Below are 19,977 nucleotides of genomic sequence, written 5' to 3'. Positions count from 1 at the left end.
CGCGCCTGATGCCCTATCTACCGTGGGGGGATTGTTAGATGGACTCTGGCGACAGATTTAGTTTGCTGCGATCGGATATATATGGATTATCTTGTTCGGACTCCCCTTGGCTGAGTTTGATTACTATTGAGGCTTATATTACACGCTTTTCAATAAAAAACAAACTTTTTTCGATCGATTGGACAGTGCAGAATTGTCAAGAAATTAAAACAAAGTAAGGCTTTCTTGTCAAAGATATTCCCCAAGAGGAAGCGAGGAAATGAAGTATCACAGCCAAAGTCTTGACTTGATTAGCATTAGTATTTATACATTTAGCTATTTATCTACTTTTTTGTTACTCCACAAAAAAGTAGATAAATTTTAAGTAGAGATAATAAAGAGATAGACTTTAAGCCAGATTCTCCAGTGAATAAGATCCGAGATAAGTAGGTGTATTCCCTTTTCTACGGGCATTACAGGTTAATTCATGAGATAGAGACTATAAACTTGAAAAGAGATCCTCGCAATCTATAATTTCTATAACTTAGATACTATTTCCACCAATTTAGGGGGGCGGTGCGTTACGGCGATTTCCATTTTCTAGTGGCGCACGAAGGTTTGTTGTCGCCGCAGAACCCGAATGCGTTTGGTGAAAAGCCACGTGACGCGATCGCTTGAATTTAGAGACAACAATAAGCGCATCGCGAAAAGCCCGTCGGGAACGAAATTTATGGCAACGGCGGTTTTGGGAACATCGGGTACGGGACGAACAAGAATTTGCCGCCTATTGCGATTATATTCATATTAACCCGGTGAAACATGGGTTATGCAAATCGCCGACAGATTGGCCGTAGTCGAGCATTCATCGGTTTATTCGACAAGGCATTTATCCCCCCGATTAGAACTGGTAATTTCAATTACCAATCCCGGTAGGGTGTGTTACGGCGGGAATAAATCATAATTTTCACCCAAATATTGACATCGCCGCAGGGCACCAGATTTCAATTCAAAATTCAAAATTATCCCGGTAGGGTGTGTTACGGCGGGAATAAATCATAATTTTCACCCAAATATTGAAATCGCCGTAACGCACCGCCCCCACCGACAAATCCCATTAATAAATATTGGTTTTACACAGACAAAACCGACCCAAAAAAACGGATCATTTCTGGGTTTTTGTGAAATTTGGATGATGCGATGATCATGTTATAAATGACCGTAGCGGTGGAAATGTGGAGGCGGTGTTTCCCAAAATCCCGGTAGGGTGTGTTGCGGCATCGATAAATTATGGGTTTTCACGAAAATATTAACCTGGCCGCAACGCACCACCGACAAACCCCATTGATGAATGATGGTGTTGCCAAAAAATCGAATACGGGGTTCCGTGGAGGGTGCAACGATCGTGTCAGAAACGATCGTGATGGTGGAAATGTGCGGCTTATGACGATCGCGCGATTTGGAATGGTGCGTTATGCGGAAATATCATTGATTTGTAAGCATTCGCATTTTCTGGCCGCATAACACACCCTACTGCTTCGCACCATTGTTTCAATCCCCTTGCGGGGAGTTGGGCATAAGTGACTTGTTCCCAGTTGATCCGATGTCCCCGCAAGCTGAGGCAATCTGGTTTCAATCCCCTTACGGGGAGTTGGGCATAAGTGACGGTTTGTATCGACAACTTGCCCCCAGAGGAGGTCGCACCGCTGTTTCAATCCCCTTACGGGGAGTTGGGCATAAGTGACAGCATTACGGGCCGATGAACTTTGAGAATGAGGACTTCGCACTGTTTCAATCCCCTTACGGGGAGTTGGGCATAAGTGACAAGCTGTTCGATATGGCAATGGGAATTATCCCAGGGTTTCAATCCCCTTACGGGGAGTTGGGCATAAGTGACGCGTTCTTGTTAATTATTGAATGATATGAAAATAGGTTTCAATCCCCTTACGGGGAGTTGGGCATAAGTGACCTGGGAAGCTGATGAGGCTGAGGTGGCTATATGGAACAAGTGTTTCAATCCCCTTACGGGGAGTTGGGCATAAGTGACCATTCTCAGGTATGTGGAATACCTGGAGCAGTTACAAGAGGAGTACGAGTTTCAATCCCCTTACGGGGAGTTGGGCATAAGTGACCTGGGAAGCTGATGAGGCTGAGGTGGCTATATGGAACAAGTGTTTCAATCCCCTTACGGGGAGTTGGGCATAAGTGACCATTCTCAGGTATGTGGAATACCTGGAGCAGTTACAAGAGGAGTACGAGTTTCAATCCCCTTACGGGGAGTTGGGCATAAGTGACGAGGTTGTAACGGTTGGTCCTAAGACCGCATGGGAGCAGGAGTTTCAATCCCCTTACGGGGAGTTGGGCATAAGTGACGCTCCCTCAATTGTGGAGTGATACGGACGCCTTCGCCCCAGTGGGTTTCAATCCCCTTACGGGGAGTTGGGCATAAGTGACGTATATGGTGTCGAGTTACGGAAGCTCGACCTGTTTGATGCGGGAGTACTTGACATTCACCCCGTTTCAATCCCCTTACGGGGAGTTGGGCATAAGTGACTTCAAGCTTATAACCTCGTAGCTCTTGGAGCAACACTAGACTCGTTTCAATCCCCTTACGGGGAGTTGGGCATAAGTGACGGAAGGATACACGAAAGAAGGGGTTAAGCTCGATGAAGCTGGCGTTTCAATCCCCTTACGGGGAGTTGGGCATAAGTGACATACAGCATATATCAGTGCAAATGGCCTTGACGTGGGCCATGGTTTCAATCCCCTTACGGGGAGTTGGGCATAAGTGACCATGTTCCCTCAATAAATCTCCACACATTGTAGCAGAAGTTTCAATCCCCTTACGGGGAGTTGGGCATAAGTGACAGCGGCAAAAGTCCTTGAGTGGGCGAAAAGCCCACTGGAAGTGTTTCAATCCCCTTACGGGGAGTTGGGCATAAGTGACCTTCGAGGTAAACCAGTGAAAGGGTTCGCTCGAAAAACTGGAGGTTTCAATCCCCTTACGGGGAGTTGGGCATAAGTGACTGCCGCTAAGGGGTTATTAGTCGCCGGAAAGTATTCCCTCAGTTTCAATCCCCTTACGGGGAGTTGGGCATAAGTGACTGTTGAAGGAACGTGAGCTTCTTCTTCAGGCACAGACGTTTCAATCCCCTTACGGGGAGTTGGGCATAAGTGACACTCCTGACTATCGTATACCTCATGATATTCAAGTACCAGCTGATGGTTTCAATCCCCTTACGGGGAGTTGGGCATAAGTGACCCTATGCCATTGAAACCCTTGCTGTATCTGGTTTTCAAGGTGCGTTTGCGCCAGAGTACGGAGGCCGTCCGTTACAAAACTTAACGCTTTGTTTTGGCGACTGAGGATTTGCCCAAAATCGGGCAAAAACGAGGAAGAAGGTAATCACGACACCGTAACTGCAGAAAAAACAGATAAGGCTCGCTGCCAATCCCTCGATCGCTGTATCCAACCATAAAGCTCTTTCCGTCATCGGTCAACCCTCGCGCAAACAATCGTTACAAAAACGCCGATCGCCCGACCTGAAGCCGATCGCGCCGACTGCCGACCCCCTTATCCCCGAGGAACCCGAGCGAGCGCTTCACAAATCACCGTCGATCCGGCCCCGGGACGACAGGCGTGTTCGCTGATGTGGCGCTTCCAGGCGCGCGACCCGGGCTGTCCCGCAAACAGTTGCAACAGGTGACGGCTAATTTTGTGCAAGCGCACCCCGGCGCCCACGCAGCGATCGATATAAGGCAGCATCCGTTCCACCACCTCGTGACGGGTCGGCGGCGCCGAGGCTACCCCGAAAATAGCGCGATCGCACGGGGCGAATAAATAAGGATCGTCGTAAGCGGCCCGTCCGACCATCACCGCATCGACCTGCTGCAACTGCTGCTCGATTTGCGCCACCGTTTTAATCCCGCCGTTGATTTCGATCCACAAATGCGGAAACTCCCGCTTCAACCGATAGACATCGGCGTAACGCAACGGCGGAACATTGCGATTTTCCTTGGGATTCAACCCCGACAACCACGCCTTGCGCGCGTGAACCGTGAAACGACGACAGCCCGCCTCGGCGACCACCGACACAAAGTGAGCCATGTCCTCGTAGCGGTCGCGATCGTCGATACCGATCCGGTGTTTGACGGTCACGGGTAAGCGCGTCGCCGCCTGCATCGCCGCTACTGCCTCCGCCACCCGTTCCGGTCGGGCCATCAGACAGGCGCCGAAATTGCCATTCTGCACCCGAGAACTGGGACAACCGACGTTTAAATTGAGTTCGTCGTAACCGAAATCCTCGGCAATTCGGGCGCATTCCGCCAATTCGCGCGGGTCGTCGCCGCCTATTTGCAAGGCAAGCGGTTTTTCTTCCGGGGAAAACCCCAGGAGGCGATCGCGATCGCCGTGTATAATCGCCGCCGAGACCACCATCTCGGTATACAACAAAGTCTCGCGGGTAATTTGACGCATGAAATAGCGGAAGTGGCGATCGGTCCGATCCATCATCGGCGCCACACTCAAGGGACGGCCCGCCGGGCGATCGTCGGGGGAGTCGAGGACAGGAGCAGAACGGGGAAGGGTTGAAGTCATTTTGATTTGAGATTTGAGTTTGCTTTGATTTGAGTTTGTTTTGATTTTAGATCTTTGGGTGGAAATGGTCGAGATAAGTTGCAATATTATTGCAAAATTAGCTTAATTTTTGCAGAAAAAGGGGAGACGGGCGATCGGGCGATCGCCGGGGTATGCTATAAAAGTACAGTATCCCGACTAATTTACCGTAGATTTTTGCCGAGGCGATCGTCCCGTCTCGGCCAACTTGTGGATCTCGTGTCACAATTAAGTTAGGGAAAACGACTTTTAAATCACTCCCTGAGAGGTCACCAACCGTGGGTATTGTTGTCGAAAACGTCTCGAAACGATTCGGAAATTTTGCCGCCGTCGATTCCGTCAGTTTGACCGTGAAAACGGGCTGCCTGATGGCCTTACTCGGCCCGTCCGGTTCGGGAAAATCTACCTTATTGCGCTTGATTTCCGGCTTGGAAACCCCAGATAGCGGCAAAATCTGGCTGATCGGTCAGGATGCCACCTACCAAAGCGTCCAAGAGCGTAATATCGGTTTCGTTTTCCAGCATTACGCCCTATTTAAACATCTGACAGTTCGGCAAAACATCGCCTTCGGACTGGAAATTCGGAAACTGCCCAAAGCAAAGGTCAAAAGGCGTGTCGAACAACTGCTCAATTTAATTCAATTAGAAGGTTTGGGCGATCGCTACCCGAACCAACTCTCCGGCGGTCAGCGACAACGGGTCGCCCTGGCGAGGGCCCTCGCCGTCGAGCCCCAAGTGTTGCTCCTCGACGAACCTTTTGGCGCTTTAGATGCAAAAGTTCGCAAAGATTTGCGCGCTTGGTTGCGCCGCCTCCACGATGAAGTCCACGTCACCACGGTGTTCGTCACCCACGACCAAGAAGAAGCGATGGAAGTCGCCGACGAAATCGCCATTTTCAATCAAGGTCACATCGAACAAGTCGGGTCCCCCTCGGAAATATACGATCGCCCCGCCACGCCGTTCGTGATGAGTTTCATCGGTCCGGTCAACGTTTTACCCAGTCATTCGCGCATTTTCCAAGATCGGCCCGTCGATGGCGCCGGAAAACAGGTATTCGTTCGCTCTCACGATGTAGCCGTCGCCCCGGTCGCCAGCGACAACAGCGCCCCGGCGCGCGTCGTGAGAATCGTCAATCTCGGTTGGGAAATTCAAGCGGAACTGCAACTCGATGACGGTCAGATGGTGGTCGCCCATTTAAGCCGGGAACGGTTCGACGAACTCAATCTCGAACCGCAACAACGAGTCTTCGTCAGTCCTAGGGAAGCAAAATCGTTTCCCTTGGATTATTCGATTTAATTTGACTGATTCTCTCTTATTTTAGCCTAAATTCCTCTTTTTTAACCGATTGTCTCGCTCCAGATCCGGTTTCTCTTTGCAAGGAGAGCGCGCCGGGGCAGCCCGGTTGGCTCTTCTTTCATGGCTCTCTCTCATTTCCTCCCTGGTGGGATTGCATTTCTATCTCAAACCGCGTACAATCGACCCTCGTAACTATTAACTCCATAATCTTGACCGACTTACCGTAGATTAAAGGAAAAGTTCTCATGAATTGGCATCGTTCTATCGCTCTATTGCTCGTCGGAACTTTTTCCGGTGTGGCGATCGCCGCTTGCACCGGGGGCGAGCGATCGTCAGAAAATTCCCTCGAATTGACCCTAGTTTCTTATGCCGTTACCCGCGCTGCTTATGAAAACATCATTCCTAAATTCACTGCGGAATGGAAAGAAAAGCACGGGCAAGATATCACCTTCACTCAAAGTTATGGCGGTTCCGGCTCTCAAACTCGTGCCGTTGTTGACGGGTTAGAAGCCGATATCGTCGCCCTCGCGTTAGCCTTAGATACTCAAAAAATTGAAGAAGCCGGACTCATCGATCCGGGCTGGGAAAATGAAGCGCCGAACGGGGCGATCGTTCATAAATCCGTCGCCGCTTTAGTCACCCGAGAAGGCAATCCCAAACAGATCGAAACCTGGCAAGATTTAGCCAAGCCAGATGTCGCCACTATTACCGCCAATCCGAAAACCTCCGGGGGCGCGCGCTGGAATTTCCTCGCCTTATGGGGAGCCGCAACCCGCACGAGAGGGGACGAAACGGCAGCCGAAAACTTCGTGACTCAAGTTTTTAAAAACGTCCCCATTTTACCCAGAGATGCCCGAGAGTCGAGCGATGTTTTCTTCAAACAAGGTCAAGGAGATGTGTTAATCAACTATGAAAATGAGGTAATTTTAGCCGCCATTAACGGTCAAAAACTTCCCTATGTCGTTCCCGATGTCAATATTTCTATTGATAATCCAATCGCCGTTGTCGATGCCAATGTAGACCGACATGGAACCCGGGAAGTTGCCGAAGCTTTCGTCGAATATTTATTCACGCCAGCAGCACAACGGGAATTTGCTAAGGTCGGTTTTCGCCCCGTCGATGCCAGTGTCGCTGAAGAGTTTAAAGAGCAGTATCCGGAGGTTAAGACTTTATTTACTGTTGAAGATTTAGGCGGCTGGGATCAAGTCCAAACTCAATTTTTTGATGAAGGGGCATTGTTCGATAAAATGCTCGCCGAAATTAATCGCTAAGGTTCGGTGATATTGCGGATATGAATGGCAATTTCGGGTTTTGAAAATGAACAAAAATCGCTCTTGCTGGCGAATTTTTCCAGCGCTAACTTTGGGAATCGGGACAGTTTTAATCGGGGCGATCGCGGGGTGTTCGCCGTCGGAAAAGTCGGAGAACACGGTAGAGTTGACTCTCGTATCTTACATGGTGACTCATGCCGCTTACCAGCACATTATTCCCCAATTTGCCGAGCAGTGGCAGCGCGATCGCGGTCAAACCGTGGTCGTTCGTGAAAGTTACGGCGCCTCTGGAAACCAGACCCGGACGGTATTACACGGATTAGAAGCCGATGTCGTCGCCCTCGCGTTGACCCTCGATATCCGGCAAATCGAGAAAGCCGGACTGATCGATCCGGGGTGGGAACAAGAGGCGCCAAATGGGGCGATCGTGACGCGATCGGTTCCGGCCCTGGCGGTTCGCGAGGGCAATCCCCAGCAAATTAAAACATGGGCAGATTTAGCAAAAACCGGGGTGACCGTGTTGACGCCTAACCCGAAAACTTCCGGTGTCGCCCGTTGGAATTTCCTCGCTCTCTGGGGTTCGGTAACCGAAACGGGGGGGAGTCCGGAAGAAGCTTTGCAGTTTACCCGCAATGTATTTGCCAACGCTCCCGCCTTGCCGAAGGACGCACGGGAAGCGACGGATATTTTCTTTCGCGACCATCGCGCCGACGTGCTGATTAATTACGAAAACGAGTTGATTTTAGCACAATTAAACGATCGCCCGATTGCTTACTTCGTTCCCGAGGTTAACTTGGCGATCGAACATGCAGTCGCCGTGGTCGATCGCAATGTCGAAGCCCACGGCAATCGAGAAGTCGCCGAAGCTTTTGTGCGATACCTGTTTACGCCGGAAGCGCAACGGGAATTCGCCAAAGTCGGCTTTCGTCCCGTCGATCCCACAGTGGCGGCAGAGTTTGCCGACCGCTATCCCCCAGTGAAGAATTTATACACCATCGAAGATTTAGGGGGTTGGGATGCCTTACAAGCCCAGTTTTTCGACGAAGGGGGGATCTTCGATCGCATTGAAGCGGCGATCGGCCCTTAAGACCGTTGCCAAGATACATTGCACGAATAACATAAAACAACGTCAAATAACGTCAAATAATGAAACACATTTCCTGGCCGTGGCGGATAACTTTCGGCTACATGACCATCATGTTATTGTTACCGATCGCCGCCTTATTGCTCAGTGCGTCTACCAAAGGATTCGCCGAATTTTGGCGAATTGCGACCAGTCCGATCGCGATCGCCGCTTACGATGTCACCTTTATCACCGCCTTACTCGCTGCCGGACTCAACGGCATTTTTGGCACTTTAATCGCTTGGGTTTTAGTGCGTTATGAATTCCCATTCAAACGAATTGTCGATGCGACGATCGACTTGCCTTTTGCCCTTCCCACGGCAGTCGCCGGATTGAGTTTAGCAACAGTTTACAGCGAAAATGGTTGGATCGGTTCTTTACTCGCTCCTCTTGGGATTAAAATTGCATTTACGCGATTGGGAGTTTGGGTCGCAATGCTGTTTATTTCTTTACCATTTGTGGTCAGAACCTTACAACCTGTATTGCGAGAAATTGAACCCGAAATCGAAGAATGTGCCTGGTGTTTGGGGGCATCGAAAAGCCAAACGTTTTGGCGAGTTCTTCTTCCTCAAATGATTTCCCCGATTTTAATCGGTGTTGCCTTGGGATTTTCAAGAGCAGTCGGGGAATACGGCTCGATCGTCATCGTCGCGTCCAACATTCCTTTTAAAGATTTAATTGCTCCCGTTTTAGTCTTTCAACGCTTGGAACAATACGACTATTATGGAGCAACAGTTATCGGTACGGTTTTGTTAGTCGTTTCGTTGCTAATTTTATTAGCTATCAATCTTTTACAAACTTGGGGAAGACGCTATGCATGAAGTCAATCAAGATCGATCTAATTTAGCAATTTACCATCATCAAAAACAGATTGATTGGGGAAAAATAATTGCGATCGCTGTTGCGATCGTTTACCTCGGATTAGTGTTGCTTATTCCAGCAATAAATGTATTTTTTCAGGCATTTCGCAAAGGCATTGCCCCTTTTCTGCATAATCTCGCCGAACCTGCGTTTTTACATGCCGTTACTTTGACTGTAATTGTTGCCGCGATTGTGATTCCAATTAATACAGTTTTTGGATTATGTGCGGCTTGGGCGATCGCCCGCGATAAAATTCCGGGACGGACCTTAATTACCAGCGTCATTGATTTACCCTTTTCTGTCTCTCCCGTGGTGGCGGGATTGGCGATCGTTTTGCTTTACGGACGCAATGGATGGTTTGCTTCGATCCTCGATTTTGCCAACATTAAAGTGATTTTTGCCCTTCCCGGCATCGTCATTGCCACTTTGTTTATCACTTTGCCCTTCGTCGCCCGTTCCGTGATTCCCGTGCTCGAAGAAACAGGCGCCGACCAAGAAGAAGCGGCGAAAACCCTCGGCGCCACAGACTGGCAAATTTTCTGGCGTGTCACTTTGCCTAACATTCGCTGGGGTTTACTCTACGGACTGATCCTCACAAATGCGCGCGCGATGGGCGAATTTGGGGCCGTCGCCGTCGTTTCCGGGAATATTATCCGCAAAACCCAAACCCTGCCTTTATTTGTCGAGGAAGCGTACAAGCAATATCAAACCCAAGCAGCCTTTTCGGCGGCGGTGTTGCTGTCGTGTCTCGGAGTCGTCACTTTAGTTCTCAAGGAGATTTTGGAACGCAAAACCAAAATCGAAGACCTTCGATAACACCTGGTGTATAATTTAAAGAGATCTTTTAAAGAGATCTTTTAAAGAGATGCTTTAAGGAAATGCGAGCAGGTGTGAGACCATGGAAGAATTAGGGCGCTTCTTTGAGGTGGGCTTCAATATCGGCATTTTGGCGGAGATCGAACGTCGCAATCTTCGCCATCCTTTCGGTTCGTGTTACCGACAGGAGTTAGCAAGTCTCAGGTTATCGAAAATTGTCCGCCGAATTGTTAAGAAATATGAGGCGATCGCCCCTCAAAATGTCGCGATCGTCACTCAATGGACGCAGTTTTTTTTACTCAAAGGATTTGTATCGGGATTAAACTTTCTTCGAGAATATTTAAAGGCTACTAATTGGAAAAAACGTCAACTAGAACAGGTAGAAATTCTCTACTATCAATGCAATTTTGGTAACGACAATACGGTAGGAACTTCCCAAAAAAGCGAGAGGGATCGAATACGGGACTATTTCGCTCAACTAGGTATGGGCGAAGAAAGCGATCGCCTCACCTTACAATACAAAGGTAAAGGCCAATTTTTGCAAGCCGATACCCTTTTATGGTTGCGTCATCGTCAAAAACACCGGATTGTTTGTGTCGATTTATCCGTATTTTCGGTTAAATCCGCCGCCGATTTAGTCCCCCTCGACGAAATCGAAATGTTGCGACAGCTACTCGCGACTGAAATTAAGTATTTGCGATCGAAAAGTGTGTTTTCCAAACTGCGGATCGATACCGGACAGCAAGAAGATTTTGATTTGCACTTTTCTCAAGATTTAATGCGCTATTTTACGGCATTTAAGCGTAAAGATAAAGAAAGCGCTAAGTTAATTCAAGCCGGATCGTATGCTTATAGTTTTTATCAGTTTTTGCAACAATTTGGTCGCTTAAAAGATGCAAAATCGCTTATCTTAAATGTTGTTGGCTACAGCGATCGCCAGATTAGTAATTTATCGATCTCTCTCGACAACATCGATCTTTTAAAAACTTGTGCCTATATTTATAAAAACGAACCATCAAACGCTCAAATTCAAGAAACACGACATCAAGTATTAGAGATCGTTCGGCGTAATGCAGCCAAAAGTTTTGAAAATGGAACTCATTTAGTCAATCAATTATTAGATATTTTGTCTAATCATTCAGCCAATGGCATCTCTCAAGTTGTCCATCAAGAACATCTCGATAATTTTGTCAATTCCATTGGGATTGTAGACGACGATCTTGCCGATCGCCTGCAAGTTGAACGAGGAAGTCAACTGCGATCGGCGCACGCTCAACTTATTGAAAAAGCTCTTAATTCCGACGATATTTATTTATTTTTAACGGGAAATCCTGGGATCGGCAAAACAACGGCGATCGCCAATTTCTTAAAGCAACATTTTGATGAAGGCTTTTTGTTTTTATATATCAGTCCGCGAAAACAAGTGAATTTAGATATTCTTGAAAAATTCAAAGATAAAACTGGAAATTTATGCGACGATCGCCTTTTCTGTATTACTAGCAACTCGGTCATTATCAAAGAAAATAACGGCCTCAAAACAGTTCTCTATCACGCTAATAAAAGCCAAAATCATTTTACACTAAACACCGTCAATTTTATCCCAATCAACGATCGAAATACCAATTCTAAAAAGTCGGAACGTCCAACTTCGTTAGAGCAAACCCGACAAGATACCATTCGGAGTTTAAAAAATCGAAGTTCTGGAGTTTTACAGAGTTTATGTGAAGCTCTTAATGGAATTGTTACTCAAGAAATTTCCAACCATACAATTGCTACAGTTGCCATTCAGTCCTTACGTATGACTGGCGAAGAATCTTCGACGTTAACCCATCTCGATCGCATTTTTGCTAGTGCATACAACAGTCGAGAAGAACGAGTTATTCCTGAAAAAATGGCGGCGATATCGCGACGAATTAAACATTTGTTTATCGCGATCGATGAGATTACAGGAGATGATAGTGGAGTTAGTTTTTTTAAAGGAATTCGCGAGTTTATTAATAAATTCAATCTAGCCGAATACGGGTTTAATCTGAAAATTATTGTTGCCGATGCTTCAATTGTAGATTCTCAAGTCATCGAACAACACCTGTCTGATTCTTCACCAGAACTGGATAAAATATATGTTCGGCGCACGAAATCGGACATAGAACCGCTTTCGGTTAAAGAATTTAATTTTCATAGAAATAAAGCGCGATCGATTAACACCAATTCTTATCCGGCTTCCAGTTTAGATTTCACTTATAAAGTGTTTTTGGAAACCATCGAATTTTCGCAAAATCCTTTTAAATACGATGCTAATAATGCGCTAGTTTCGAGTATCCAAGAAAGGATTTTTAAAGATATATGTAATTTACTCGATCGCGAGGGTTCGGCGCAAATCTTAGTTTATATCCAGGACAAACGACGATTACAGGAACTGATCGAACAATTAAAAAATCAGCGCAAACAATTTCAATACTGTTCTGATTATTTAGAAATTCATGCAAATTTATCAGATCCAGAAAAATCGCTCATCCAACAATACAAGCAAGATGCAAAAGTTATTTTTATGACTTCTTCGGCGAGTCGTGGCTTATCCTTCCCAAAAGCACGGCATATTTTAGTAGATATTCCTCAATTTCAAATTGAAAGAAACTTGATGGAAGTCATCCAAGTAATTTATCGCGCACGCGGGAATTATTGGGAAAATGAAGAATTAAAGACTCTCGATAATTTGAGCAAAGAAATTATTTTCTATTTAGGCGATCGCGCCATTTACTATCCTGGAACTTCCGAGAGTTATTCCGAGGAAGAAATGAAGTTATCTAAAGCTTTTTCCCGTCAGGAAAGCTTACTGAATGTCTTAAATATTCTGCTAGTTCTCAAAGTTTCAATTTTAACGCGAATTGTCGGTGCGGGACGCCTCGGACGGAAAAAAGATTACAGTATTATTCCAATTGGCGGTAAATCTGTATCGGCGTCGGGAATGACATTTACCGATCGCATGGCGAATTTAATCCGTCAGTTAAAAAACGAACATCGCCGCCTTCCCAGTCACCAACAACTTAAAAGAGTTTATACCAGTTTAGAAAAGTTACTGGATCGGGCAGAATTTGTTTTAGATAAGCGTTCTCAACAAGATTTTCAAGAAACTTATTTATCTTTAAAAAATTCTTTTTTCTCTAAGTTTGTGGAAGCTTGTCATCGATTCGATCGCCTTCTGGATTTAAAAGATATAGAAACGGGTTATTTAAACGGAAATTTGCTCGTTGTTCCCATCTCAAATCGTCGATTAGAAGAAAGTTACACGATTGCTTTAGAAACACAAATCAAGCAATATGCAACCCCAGATTTAATCGAAGATATGCGCGCGATCGGACGCAATCAGCAATATCCAGAAAACTTACAAGCGGCGATCGAAGATGGCGCACTCGAACTCATTGAGTTACTCGAAGGCGAGCGATCGCAAAGCCAGTATTTAGAACTCAACAGTGCAGAAAGCGATCGCTATTATGCAATTCCTTTATTTGCATTTGTCAGTTCGGAAACTTTACGCGATTATTTTAAAAATTACCCCCGAGATCTGGAAGACCATCGACGATTTAGAAGCTTACTTTCTAGTTACGTTCGTTGTTTATATCCCGTTTATAATACCTTACCCATTGGCTATAAATATGAAGAATTTCCCTTTTTAATTTTCCGCAGTTATAGCTTGGAACAAATACGCTACAAAATGTTTGCCGATCGCTATTTACTCCGTTCTCATGAATTGAATGTTTTAAACTTGATTTTGGCTAAAGAATAAAATAACAATTCTAAGCTGTTTCTCTTTTAATAACGCTTCATGGATGGAAATACTCGTAAATTTGGCGGGCAAGACGCGGACCGATGCCGGGGACTTCGGCGATTTGTTCCGGTGTTGCGACTCGAAGATAATCGATCGAGTGAAAATGTGCGAGTAATTGTTTTTGTCGCTGAAAGCCGAGTCCCGGGATTTCGTCCAAGCGCGATCGCCGCATTCGATCGCCCCGTTGCTGGCGGTGGAACGTGACGGCAAAACGGTGTGCTTCGTCGCGAACGCGCCGCAATAGCTGCACTCCCGGCTGTTCGGGATCGCTGGGAACCGGGGCGGATTCGCCGGGTCGAAAGATCTCTTCTCGTTGCTTAGCTAAGCTCACAACTGTTAATACATCGGCAATTTCTAGTTGTTCTAGCACTTCAACGACGGTAGAGAGTTGACCTTTACCGCCATCGATCGCCACCAGATCGGGCCAGTCCGGTGCATTTATGCAGAGATCGAGATCGCCGCGACTGTGGCGAAAACGCCGACCGAGAACTTCTGCAAGGCTGGCAAAGTCGTCAGAGTGACCGGATCGCACCTCGGGATTCCGAATTTTGTAGCGACGATAATGCTGCTTGGCGGGCATTCCATCGACGAACACCACCCGAGAGGCAACTGCATCGGAACCCTGAATGTGAGAGATATCGTAGCACTCGATCCGGCGCGGCCAGTCCGGTAAATCGAGTAATTCCGCCAAATCTTGCAAGGCTTCGGCATTGCGATCGCTCTGACGCTGCAAACGCTGCAACTCGTATTCTGCATTGCGTTCGACCATTTCGAGCAGATCTGCCTTCGTTTGACGTTGCGGGGTGACGATCGCCACTTTTCGACCTTTGCGATCGCTCAACCATTCTGCTAACATAGGGCCGTCGGTCAAGTCAGATTGCACCAAAATTTCCGTGGGAATTTCCACCGATTCAACATGTTGGTAATGTTCCTCTAAAACACGCTGCAAAATTTCCCCCGATTCGGCATTTTCTGCACTGGTAACGAAGCCGAGACGCCCGACTAATTGCCCTGCTCGAATTTGGAATAATTGAATACAGGCATGGTGTCGATTTTTGGCCAAGGCGATCGCGTCGCGGGAGATGCGATCGTCGGGTAAAGCCACTTTTTGATCGCTATTTAACGAGTTTAATCCAGCGATGCGATCGCGCAATTTAGCAGCTTGCTCGAAGTTCAATGCTTCTGCTGCTTGCTGCATTTGTTCGCTTAAAATGCCGACCAACTCTTCCGTTCGACCTTGAAAAACCATCGCCACTTTTTGAACAATTTGACGATAGTCTTCTGGAGAAATAAGCTGCTGACAGACCCCCGGACAGCGTCCGATATCGTAATTCAGACAGGGACGATTTTTGAAAAGCGGTTGCGGACGCTGACGTAACGGGAAAATCTGTTTGACTAAATGGAGAGTATTGCGCAACGCCGTACTATCGACATAAGGGCCATAATAGCGGTCTTTACGATTGCCCAACTTCCGCTTGCGAGTAATAAAAATTCTCGGGTAATCTTCCGACCAAGTAATACATAAATATGGGTATTTTTTATCATCTTTAAGTAAAACATTAAAATTCGGTTGATGTTGTTTGATTAAATTCGCTTCTAAGGCGAGGGATTCGGCTTCAGTGTCCGTAACAATAAACTCAATTTCGCAAACTTGCTGCACCATTAAAGCAATGCGCGGACTCAGTTGTTGCGAATCTCTAAAATAAGAACGAACCCGCGATCGCAGTTTCTTAGATTTACCAATATAAAGAATGCGATCGTTGTTGTCTCGCATGAAGTAAACCCCAGGAACTGGTGGGATTTCTTTGAGTCTGCTTTCTAGGCGATCGGGGTCTTTAATGAGGGGAACTGTTGATAGTGAAGAAGTCATCATTTCTTAAAATCTTACTTTACTGACAACATCGATCGCGAGTTAAAACGATCGCCTTTTTCTAATGATCTTCAAAAATCGATAAAACATAATCAGATTGATTGACCGATTCATTGAGGGAAAGATCGTAAATTATACCATCACGTTCGGCTTCAATCGCAACTTGAGTGGGACATTCGCCGTTCTTATTAAAACTTAAGAGGGTATAGAGACGATCGCCTGCTTTTACAACGGTTCCGAGGGGCAGGCGATCGCGCAAAATCCCCCCAGCAACGGCATGATATCTTCTCAGTTGATGTTTGTGAAAAAACTGGACTTGATGCTGGTGAGTTTCCGCCAATGGAAAACCGGAAATCGTTAACATTTTCTTCCCTGCTAAATAGTTTTTAATACCCCGAACGCCTTTTGCCACCGATTGGGAATTGACTTCCATTCCACCCCCTAATTCTAAAGTCCAGGATTCGAGGTCGAAAATAATCTTTCTGCCTTGTTTTGCCAAGGCTTTTTCTAAAGCAAGCCACGGTTTTAGAAAGGCTTCATCAAAGGTATAGCCGTCGTAACTTTCTAGGAATATCCCAAGGTCGATTAAAAAATATTTGGCACTTTCTTCGCGATCGTGGAAACAATAAAAATAATCAATCGTTCGATTTGAAGAACTATGGCAGTCAATAACGTAGTTGGCATCCAAACATAACGATTGTAGCAAATATCGATAACGCTTGTGGAGGGGAACGCCCGAAGCTGAATCGAGATTGTCATGATGGCGGTTAAACGTTGTTTGAATGAGTTTTAAGTATTCTTTGCGAATGGTTTCGACCTCTAATTCACAAAAATCTCGGGCAATTTCATCGAGATCGTGACTGACCTTGTGATAATCCCAAAAAATTCGATTCCAATCTCGACCGTCGTAGGGGTTGTAACGACCGCTTGAAAAATGGTGCGATCGCGCATTCATAGCCATTGGATTGCACGCCGGAACGATAACCACTTCGCCTTCAAGCTGAGTGCGATCGAGGGATTGTAGAAAATTAATCAATTCGTGAAGAACGGCATTTCCAGAAATTTCACAACCGTGTAAGTTTGATTGTAAGTAAGCCTTTTTTCCAGGGCGATCGCCTCGAAAATGATAAACTTGAAGGGATAAATAATCGCCAGAAGCGAGTTGTAAAATAGGAAGAGTTGAAATTTCAGGAAGCACGAAATTAAATTCCTTTTAACAGATTTTAACACAAGATAATACGCGGGAGCTGTGCGATCGAGTGATGGAGTGGAATGATTCGATCGTGCCATTTTAAAAATTAACTTAAATTGGCAAATCTAAGCATTTGCGATCGCCTCTAAATTTAACAAATAAAGAGCAATTCCTCAGTTTTGACGGTCGATTTCCGCGAAGTCGGGACGATCTGCGCGAGACGTGCAGCTTGACTGCAAATCCCGTTATACTACAATTTAGTTAAGAAATGTTACTGCAACACGAGTGAACCCCGATGAATCCTAACGTAGAAATTTACACCTGGAGCAGTTGTCCGTTTTGCTTGCGCGCCAAAGCGCTGCTCAAGGAGAAAGGTGTCGAATACGAGGAATACGTCCTCGATGGCGACGAGGAGGGACGGGACAAAATGGCCCAACGCGCCAACGGACGCCGTACCGTTCCGCAAATTTTCATCGACGATCGCCACATCGGGGGGTGTGACGACCTTTATGCGCTCGATTCTCAAGGCGAACTCGACCCCTTACTGACAGAAAAGTCGGCTTAGTTGTCGCCTTCACCTACTTTTTCAAGTCTTCGGCGATCGCCGCACGCGCGATCGCTTTTTTACGCTTTTTTGCGTCAATTTAACGCTTAAATAAAAGTTAGGTAAACTAATCCCCTAACTCGATCTTAACTTCAATCTGAACAGGGAGAATCGGCGTGAAACTTGCCTTTATTATCGACCCCATCGAAAAACTCGATCCTACTCACGATACGAGCGTCGCTTTGATGGAAGCGGCGCAAGAAATGGGACATGAAGTGTGGATAACTCAAGCGGGTTTGTTGAGTGTTATTGAAGGTAAAGCTTGCGCCTTACTCGATCGCGTTTACTTGAATCCAGTGCAGTTAGTAGACGGTCGATGGGTCAAGCCGCATTCGTGGTATGAAATTAAACCCGGCAGTTTTCAACCTTTAGAAGAAATGGATGTGGTGTTCATGCGAACCGATCCCCCCGTGACCATTCCTTATCTCTATGCGACTTACATTCTCGACGCGATCGATCCGGCGAAAACTTTGACAGTTAACGCACCACGAGGCATTCGAGCGGCGAATGAGAAAATGTATGCCTTGCAATTTCAATCGGTAATTCCTGAAACAATTGTTAGCGAAAGTAAAGTGGTTATTCGCGATTTTGTTTCTAAAAAAGGCTCGGCAGTGTTAAAGCCTTTAGGAGGCAAAGCCGGAGAAGGAATTTTATTTTTAAGGCCGGATGATGCTAACTTAAATTCTTTGATTGAGATCAGTACCAAACAGGGGAAAGAACCCGTAATGGTACAAACTTATTTACCTGAAGCTCGCCAGGGAGACAAGCGAATTATTCTGCTCGATGGCGAGGCGATCGGAGCGATTAACCGGGTTCCGAGTGGGGGAGAGTTCCGGGGAAATATGGCAGTTGGTGGACAAGTGGTCAAAACAGAGATTACCGATCGCGATCGCGAAATCTGCGAAATAGTCGCGCCGAAATTGCGATCGGACGGCTTGTATTTTGTCGGTTTAGATGTCATTGGCGGTTATCTTACAGAAGTGAACGTCACCAGTCCCACAGGCGTGCGAGAAATCGATCGCTTTGCGGAAGATGGAACTCGTTTGGGTGAGTTAACGATTCGCTGGGTTGACAAAAAAGTGCAGGCTCTAAAAGGCTAAAGTTTTCTCTAGTTTTCAAGAGAAAGTTTTACACATAAGGCGGGCATTTTACCCGCCTTATAGAGCATTTTTTTGATTTGGTCTGCTGACGGGTGATTGCTGGCTTTTAGCGGTCAAGATTGGCGCAGAATTTCTAACTTATCACTTCTCATTGCTCCCTCATTCGCTAGATCGATCCACGAAATGATGCAAATCGATCGAAGAAGATTTTACGAGCGAACTCAAATTATTATAGTATTTTGACAACTCCAATCTATCGTTATTTTCGAGAAAATTTGACTGATGACTGATTTAAGCAAAGTGAATTCGGGAACGATTGGCGTGGCGATCGTCGGGACAGGATTCGGGCAAAAAGTCCATATTCCCGCCTTTCAAGCGCATCCGCGCACGGAAGTTGTCGCCGTTTACCATCGCGATATCGATAAAGCGACGGCGATCGCCCAAAAACACGGCATTGCCAAAGCCTGCGACACGATCGCCGATGTGGTCAATTTGCCAGAAGTGCAAGCAGTGAGCATTTCAACTCCACCCTTTTTACATTATGAAATGGCAAAACCTGTATTAAGTGCAGCCAAGCATTTACTGTTAGAAAAACCGACTACACTTAACGCCAGTGAAGCCAAAGAGCTGTATCAAATTGCTCAAAATAATGGTTCCATAACCGCGATGGATTTTGAGTTTCGTTACGTCCCCGCATGGCAACGGTTTAAACAACTCATTGATGAGGGATATTGCGGTACCCCTCGACTGATTAAAATTGATTGGTTAGTGGCGAGTCGTGCCAACTCCGAACGTCCTTGGAACTGGTATGCTCAAAAAGAGAAAGGTGGCGGTGCATTGGGGGCGATCGGATCCCACTGTTTCGATTACATTGACTGGCTATTTGGCCCGATTCGTCGCCTGTCCGGACTGTTGACTGTCGGCATTCCCGAACGCCCCGATCCGAGTGCGGGCGGACAATTAAAGCCCGTGGATGCTGACGATACATGTGTCATTACACTCGAACTCGCAGACGGCAGTCCCTGTCAGGTTAATTTGAGTTCGGCAACTTATGCCGGACGCGGCCACTGGGTCGAAGTTTACGGGTCTAGCGGCACCTTAGTTCTGGGTAGCGGCAACCTCAAGGACTACGTTCACGGCTTTGAACTTTGGGGCGCCCCGGCTGGGGAGAGTCTTCAAAAAATAGAAATTCCCCAAAATTTAACGTTTTCTAAAACTTACGATGACGGGCGAATTGCACCCTTAGTTCGACTGATCGATCGCTGGGTACAAAGCATTGATGCAGGACAAGGTTTTACCCCTTCATTACGGGAAGGAATTTACTCGCAATTATTGATGGATTTAACCCATCAATCTAACGATCGCCGAACTTGGGTTGACGTTCCCAAGTTAGACGATTTCTTGAGCTAATTCCACATCCTAAACCTC

Annotated in this window: 14 protein-coding genes and 1 CRISPR repeat array; of the genes, 10 read left to right on the top strand and 4 right to left on the bottom strand. The window is 46.4% G+C overall.

Annotated features, from left to right (window positions below):
* The first annotated feature begins 653 nt into the window (after window positions 1-653).
* Window positions 654-833 (top strand): REP-associated tyrosine transposase, encoded by a 180-nt coding sequence (locus tag HCG48_RS18795; protein ID WP_168570527.1) that lies wholly within the window; start codon window positions 654-656, stop codon window positions 831-833.
* 691 nt (window positions 834-1,524) lie between these two features.
* Window positions 1,525-3,238: direct repeats of the CRISPR family, unit length 37 nt; unit sequence GTTTCAATCCCCTTACGGGGAGTTGGGCATAAGTGAC.
* 312 nt (window positions 3,239-3,550) lie between these two features.
* On the opposite strand, the gene dusA is transcribed toward HCG48_RS18795, so the two are convergent.
* Window positions 3,551-4,573 (bottom strand): tRNA dihydrouridine(20/20a) synthase DusA, encoded by a 1,023-nt coding sequence (dusA, locus tag HCG48_RS18790; protein WP_168570526.1) that lies wholly within the window; start codon window positions 4,571-4,573, stop codon window positions 3,551-3,553.
* 97 nt (window positions 4,574-4,670) lie between these two features.
* On the bottom strand, window positions 4,671-4,817 hold the full coding sequence (locus tag HCG48_RS18785; RefSeq protein WP_168570525.1) for a hypothetical protein: 147 nt from the start codon (window positions 4,815-4,817) through the stop codon (window positions 4,671-4,673).
* Between the two features lie 52 nt (window positions 4,818-4,869).
* Between HCG48_RS18785 and HCG48_RS18780 the strand changes: the two genes are divergently transcribed.
* From HCG48_RS18780 to HCG48_RS18755, 6 genes are all read left to right on the top strand, one after another.
* Window positions 4,870-5,886, top strand: coding sequence for a sulfate/molybdate ABC transporter ATP-binding protein (locus HCG48_RS18780; protein ID WP_168570524.1), 1,017 nt, complete (start codon window positions 4,870-4,872; stop codon window positions 5,884-5,886).
* Window positions 5,887-6,131: 245 nt separating this feature from the next.
* Entirely contained in the window at window positions 6,132-7,157 is a 1,026-nt protein-coding gene (locus HCG48_RS18775) for a sulfate ABC transporter substrate-binding protein (RefSeq protein ID WP_168570523.1), read from the top strand.
* 46 nt (window positions 7,158-7,203) lie between these two features.
* Window positions 7,204-8,244, top strand: coding sequence for a sulfate ABC transporter substrate-binding protein (locus HCG48_RS18770; protein ID WP_168570522.1), 1,041 nt, complete (start codon window positions 7,204-7,206; stop codon window positions 8,242-8,244).
* Window positions 8,245-8,303: 59 nt separating this feature from the next.
* Window positions 8,304-9,101: a sulfate ABC transporter permease subunit CysT gene (cysT, locus tag HCG48_RS18765; RefSeq protein WP_168570521.1), complete on the top strand. Its 798-nt coding sequence runs from the start codon at window positions 8,304-8,306 to the stop codon at window positions 9,099-9,101.
* A complete protein-coding gene (gene cysW / locus HCG48_RS18760) occupies window positions 9,094-9,957 on the top strand; it encodes a sulfate ABC transporter permease subunit CysW (RefSeq protein WP_168570520.1) in 864 nt (287 codons plus the stop codon). Before cysT ends, cysW begins: the two co-directional genes overlap by 8 nt.
* A gap of 82 nt (window positions 9,958-10,039) precedes the next feature.
* Entirely contained in the window at window positions 10,040-13,741 is a 3,702-nt protein-coding gene (locus HCG48_RS18755; protein ID WP_168570519.1) for an ATP-binding protein, read from the top strand.
* Between the two features lie 37 nt (window positions 13,742-13,778).
* Here the strand turns inward: HCG48_RS18755 and uvrC are convergent, their stop codons facing one another.
* A complete protein-coding gene (gene uvrC / locus HCG48_RS18750; protein ID WP_168571960.1) occupies window positions 13,779-15,653 on the bottom strand; it encodes an excinuclease ABC subunit UvrC in 1,875 nt (624 codons plus the stop codon).
* 61 nt (window positions 15,654-15,714) lie between these two features.
* Complete coding sequence (locus tag HCG48_RS18745) at window positions 15,715-16,851, bottom strand: succinylglutamate desuccinylase/aspartoacylase family protein (protein WP_168570518.1); 1,137 nt, start codon at window positions 16,849-16,851, stop codon at window positions 15,715-15,717.
* 289 nt (window positions 16,852-17,140) lie between these two features.
* Between HCG48_RS18745 and grxC the strand changes: the two genes are divergently transcribed.
* The 3 genes from grxC (at window position 17,141) to HCG48_RS18730 (ending at window position 19,959) form a co-directional block, all read left to right on the top strand.
* On the top strand, window positions 17,141-17,410 hold the full coding sequence (gene grxC, locus HCG48_RS18740; protein WP_168570517.1) for a glutaredoxin 3: 270 nt from the start codon (window positions 17,141-17,143) through the stop codon (window positions 17,408-17,410).
* Window positions 17,411-17,565: 155 nt separating this feature from the next.
* A complete protein-coding gene (gene gshB / locus HCG48_RS18735; protein ID WP_168570516.1) occupies window positions 17,566-18,549 on the top strand; it encodes a glutathione synthase in 984 nt (327 codons plus the stop codon).
* A 282-nt stretch (window positions 18,550-18,831) separates the two neighbouring features.
* Window positions 18,832-19,959 carry a Gfo/Idh/MocA family protein gene (locus tag HCG48_RS18730; RefSeq protein ID WP_168570515.1) on the top strand — a complete coding sequence of 376 codons (1,128 nt, stop codon included), beginning with the start codon at window positions 18,832-18,834 and terminating at the stop codon, window positions 19,957-19,959.
* Window positions 19,960-19,977: the final 18 nt, after the last annotated feature.

The sequence above is a fragment of the Oxynema aestuarii AP17 genome, assembly GCF_012295525.1.
Lineage (GTDB): Bacteria > Cyanobacteriota > Cyanobacteriia > Cyanobacteriales > Laspinemataceae > Oxynema > Oxynema aestuarii.
The sequence above is the reverse complement of the archived record's forward strand: the minus strand, read 5'-3'. Positions and strand labels throughout refer to the sequence as shown.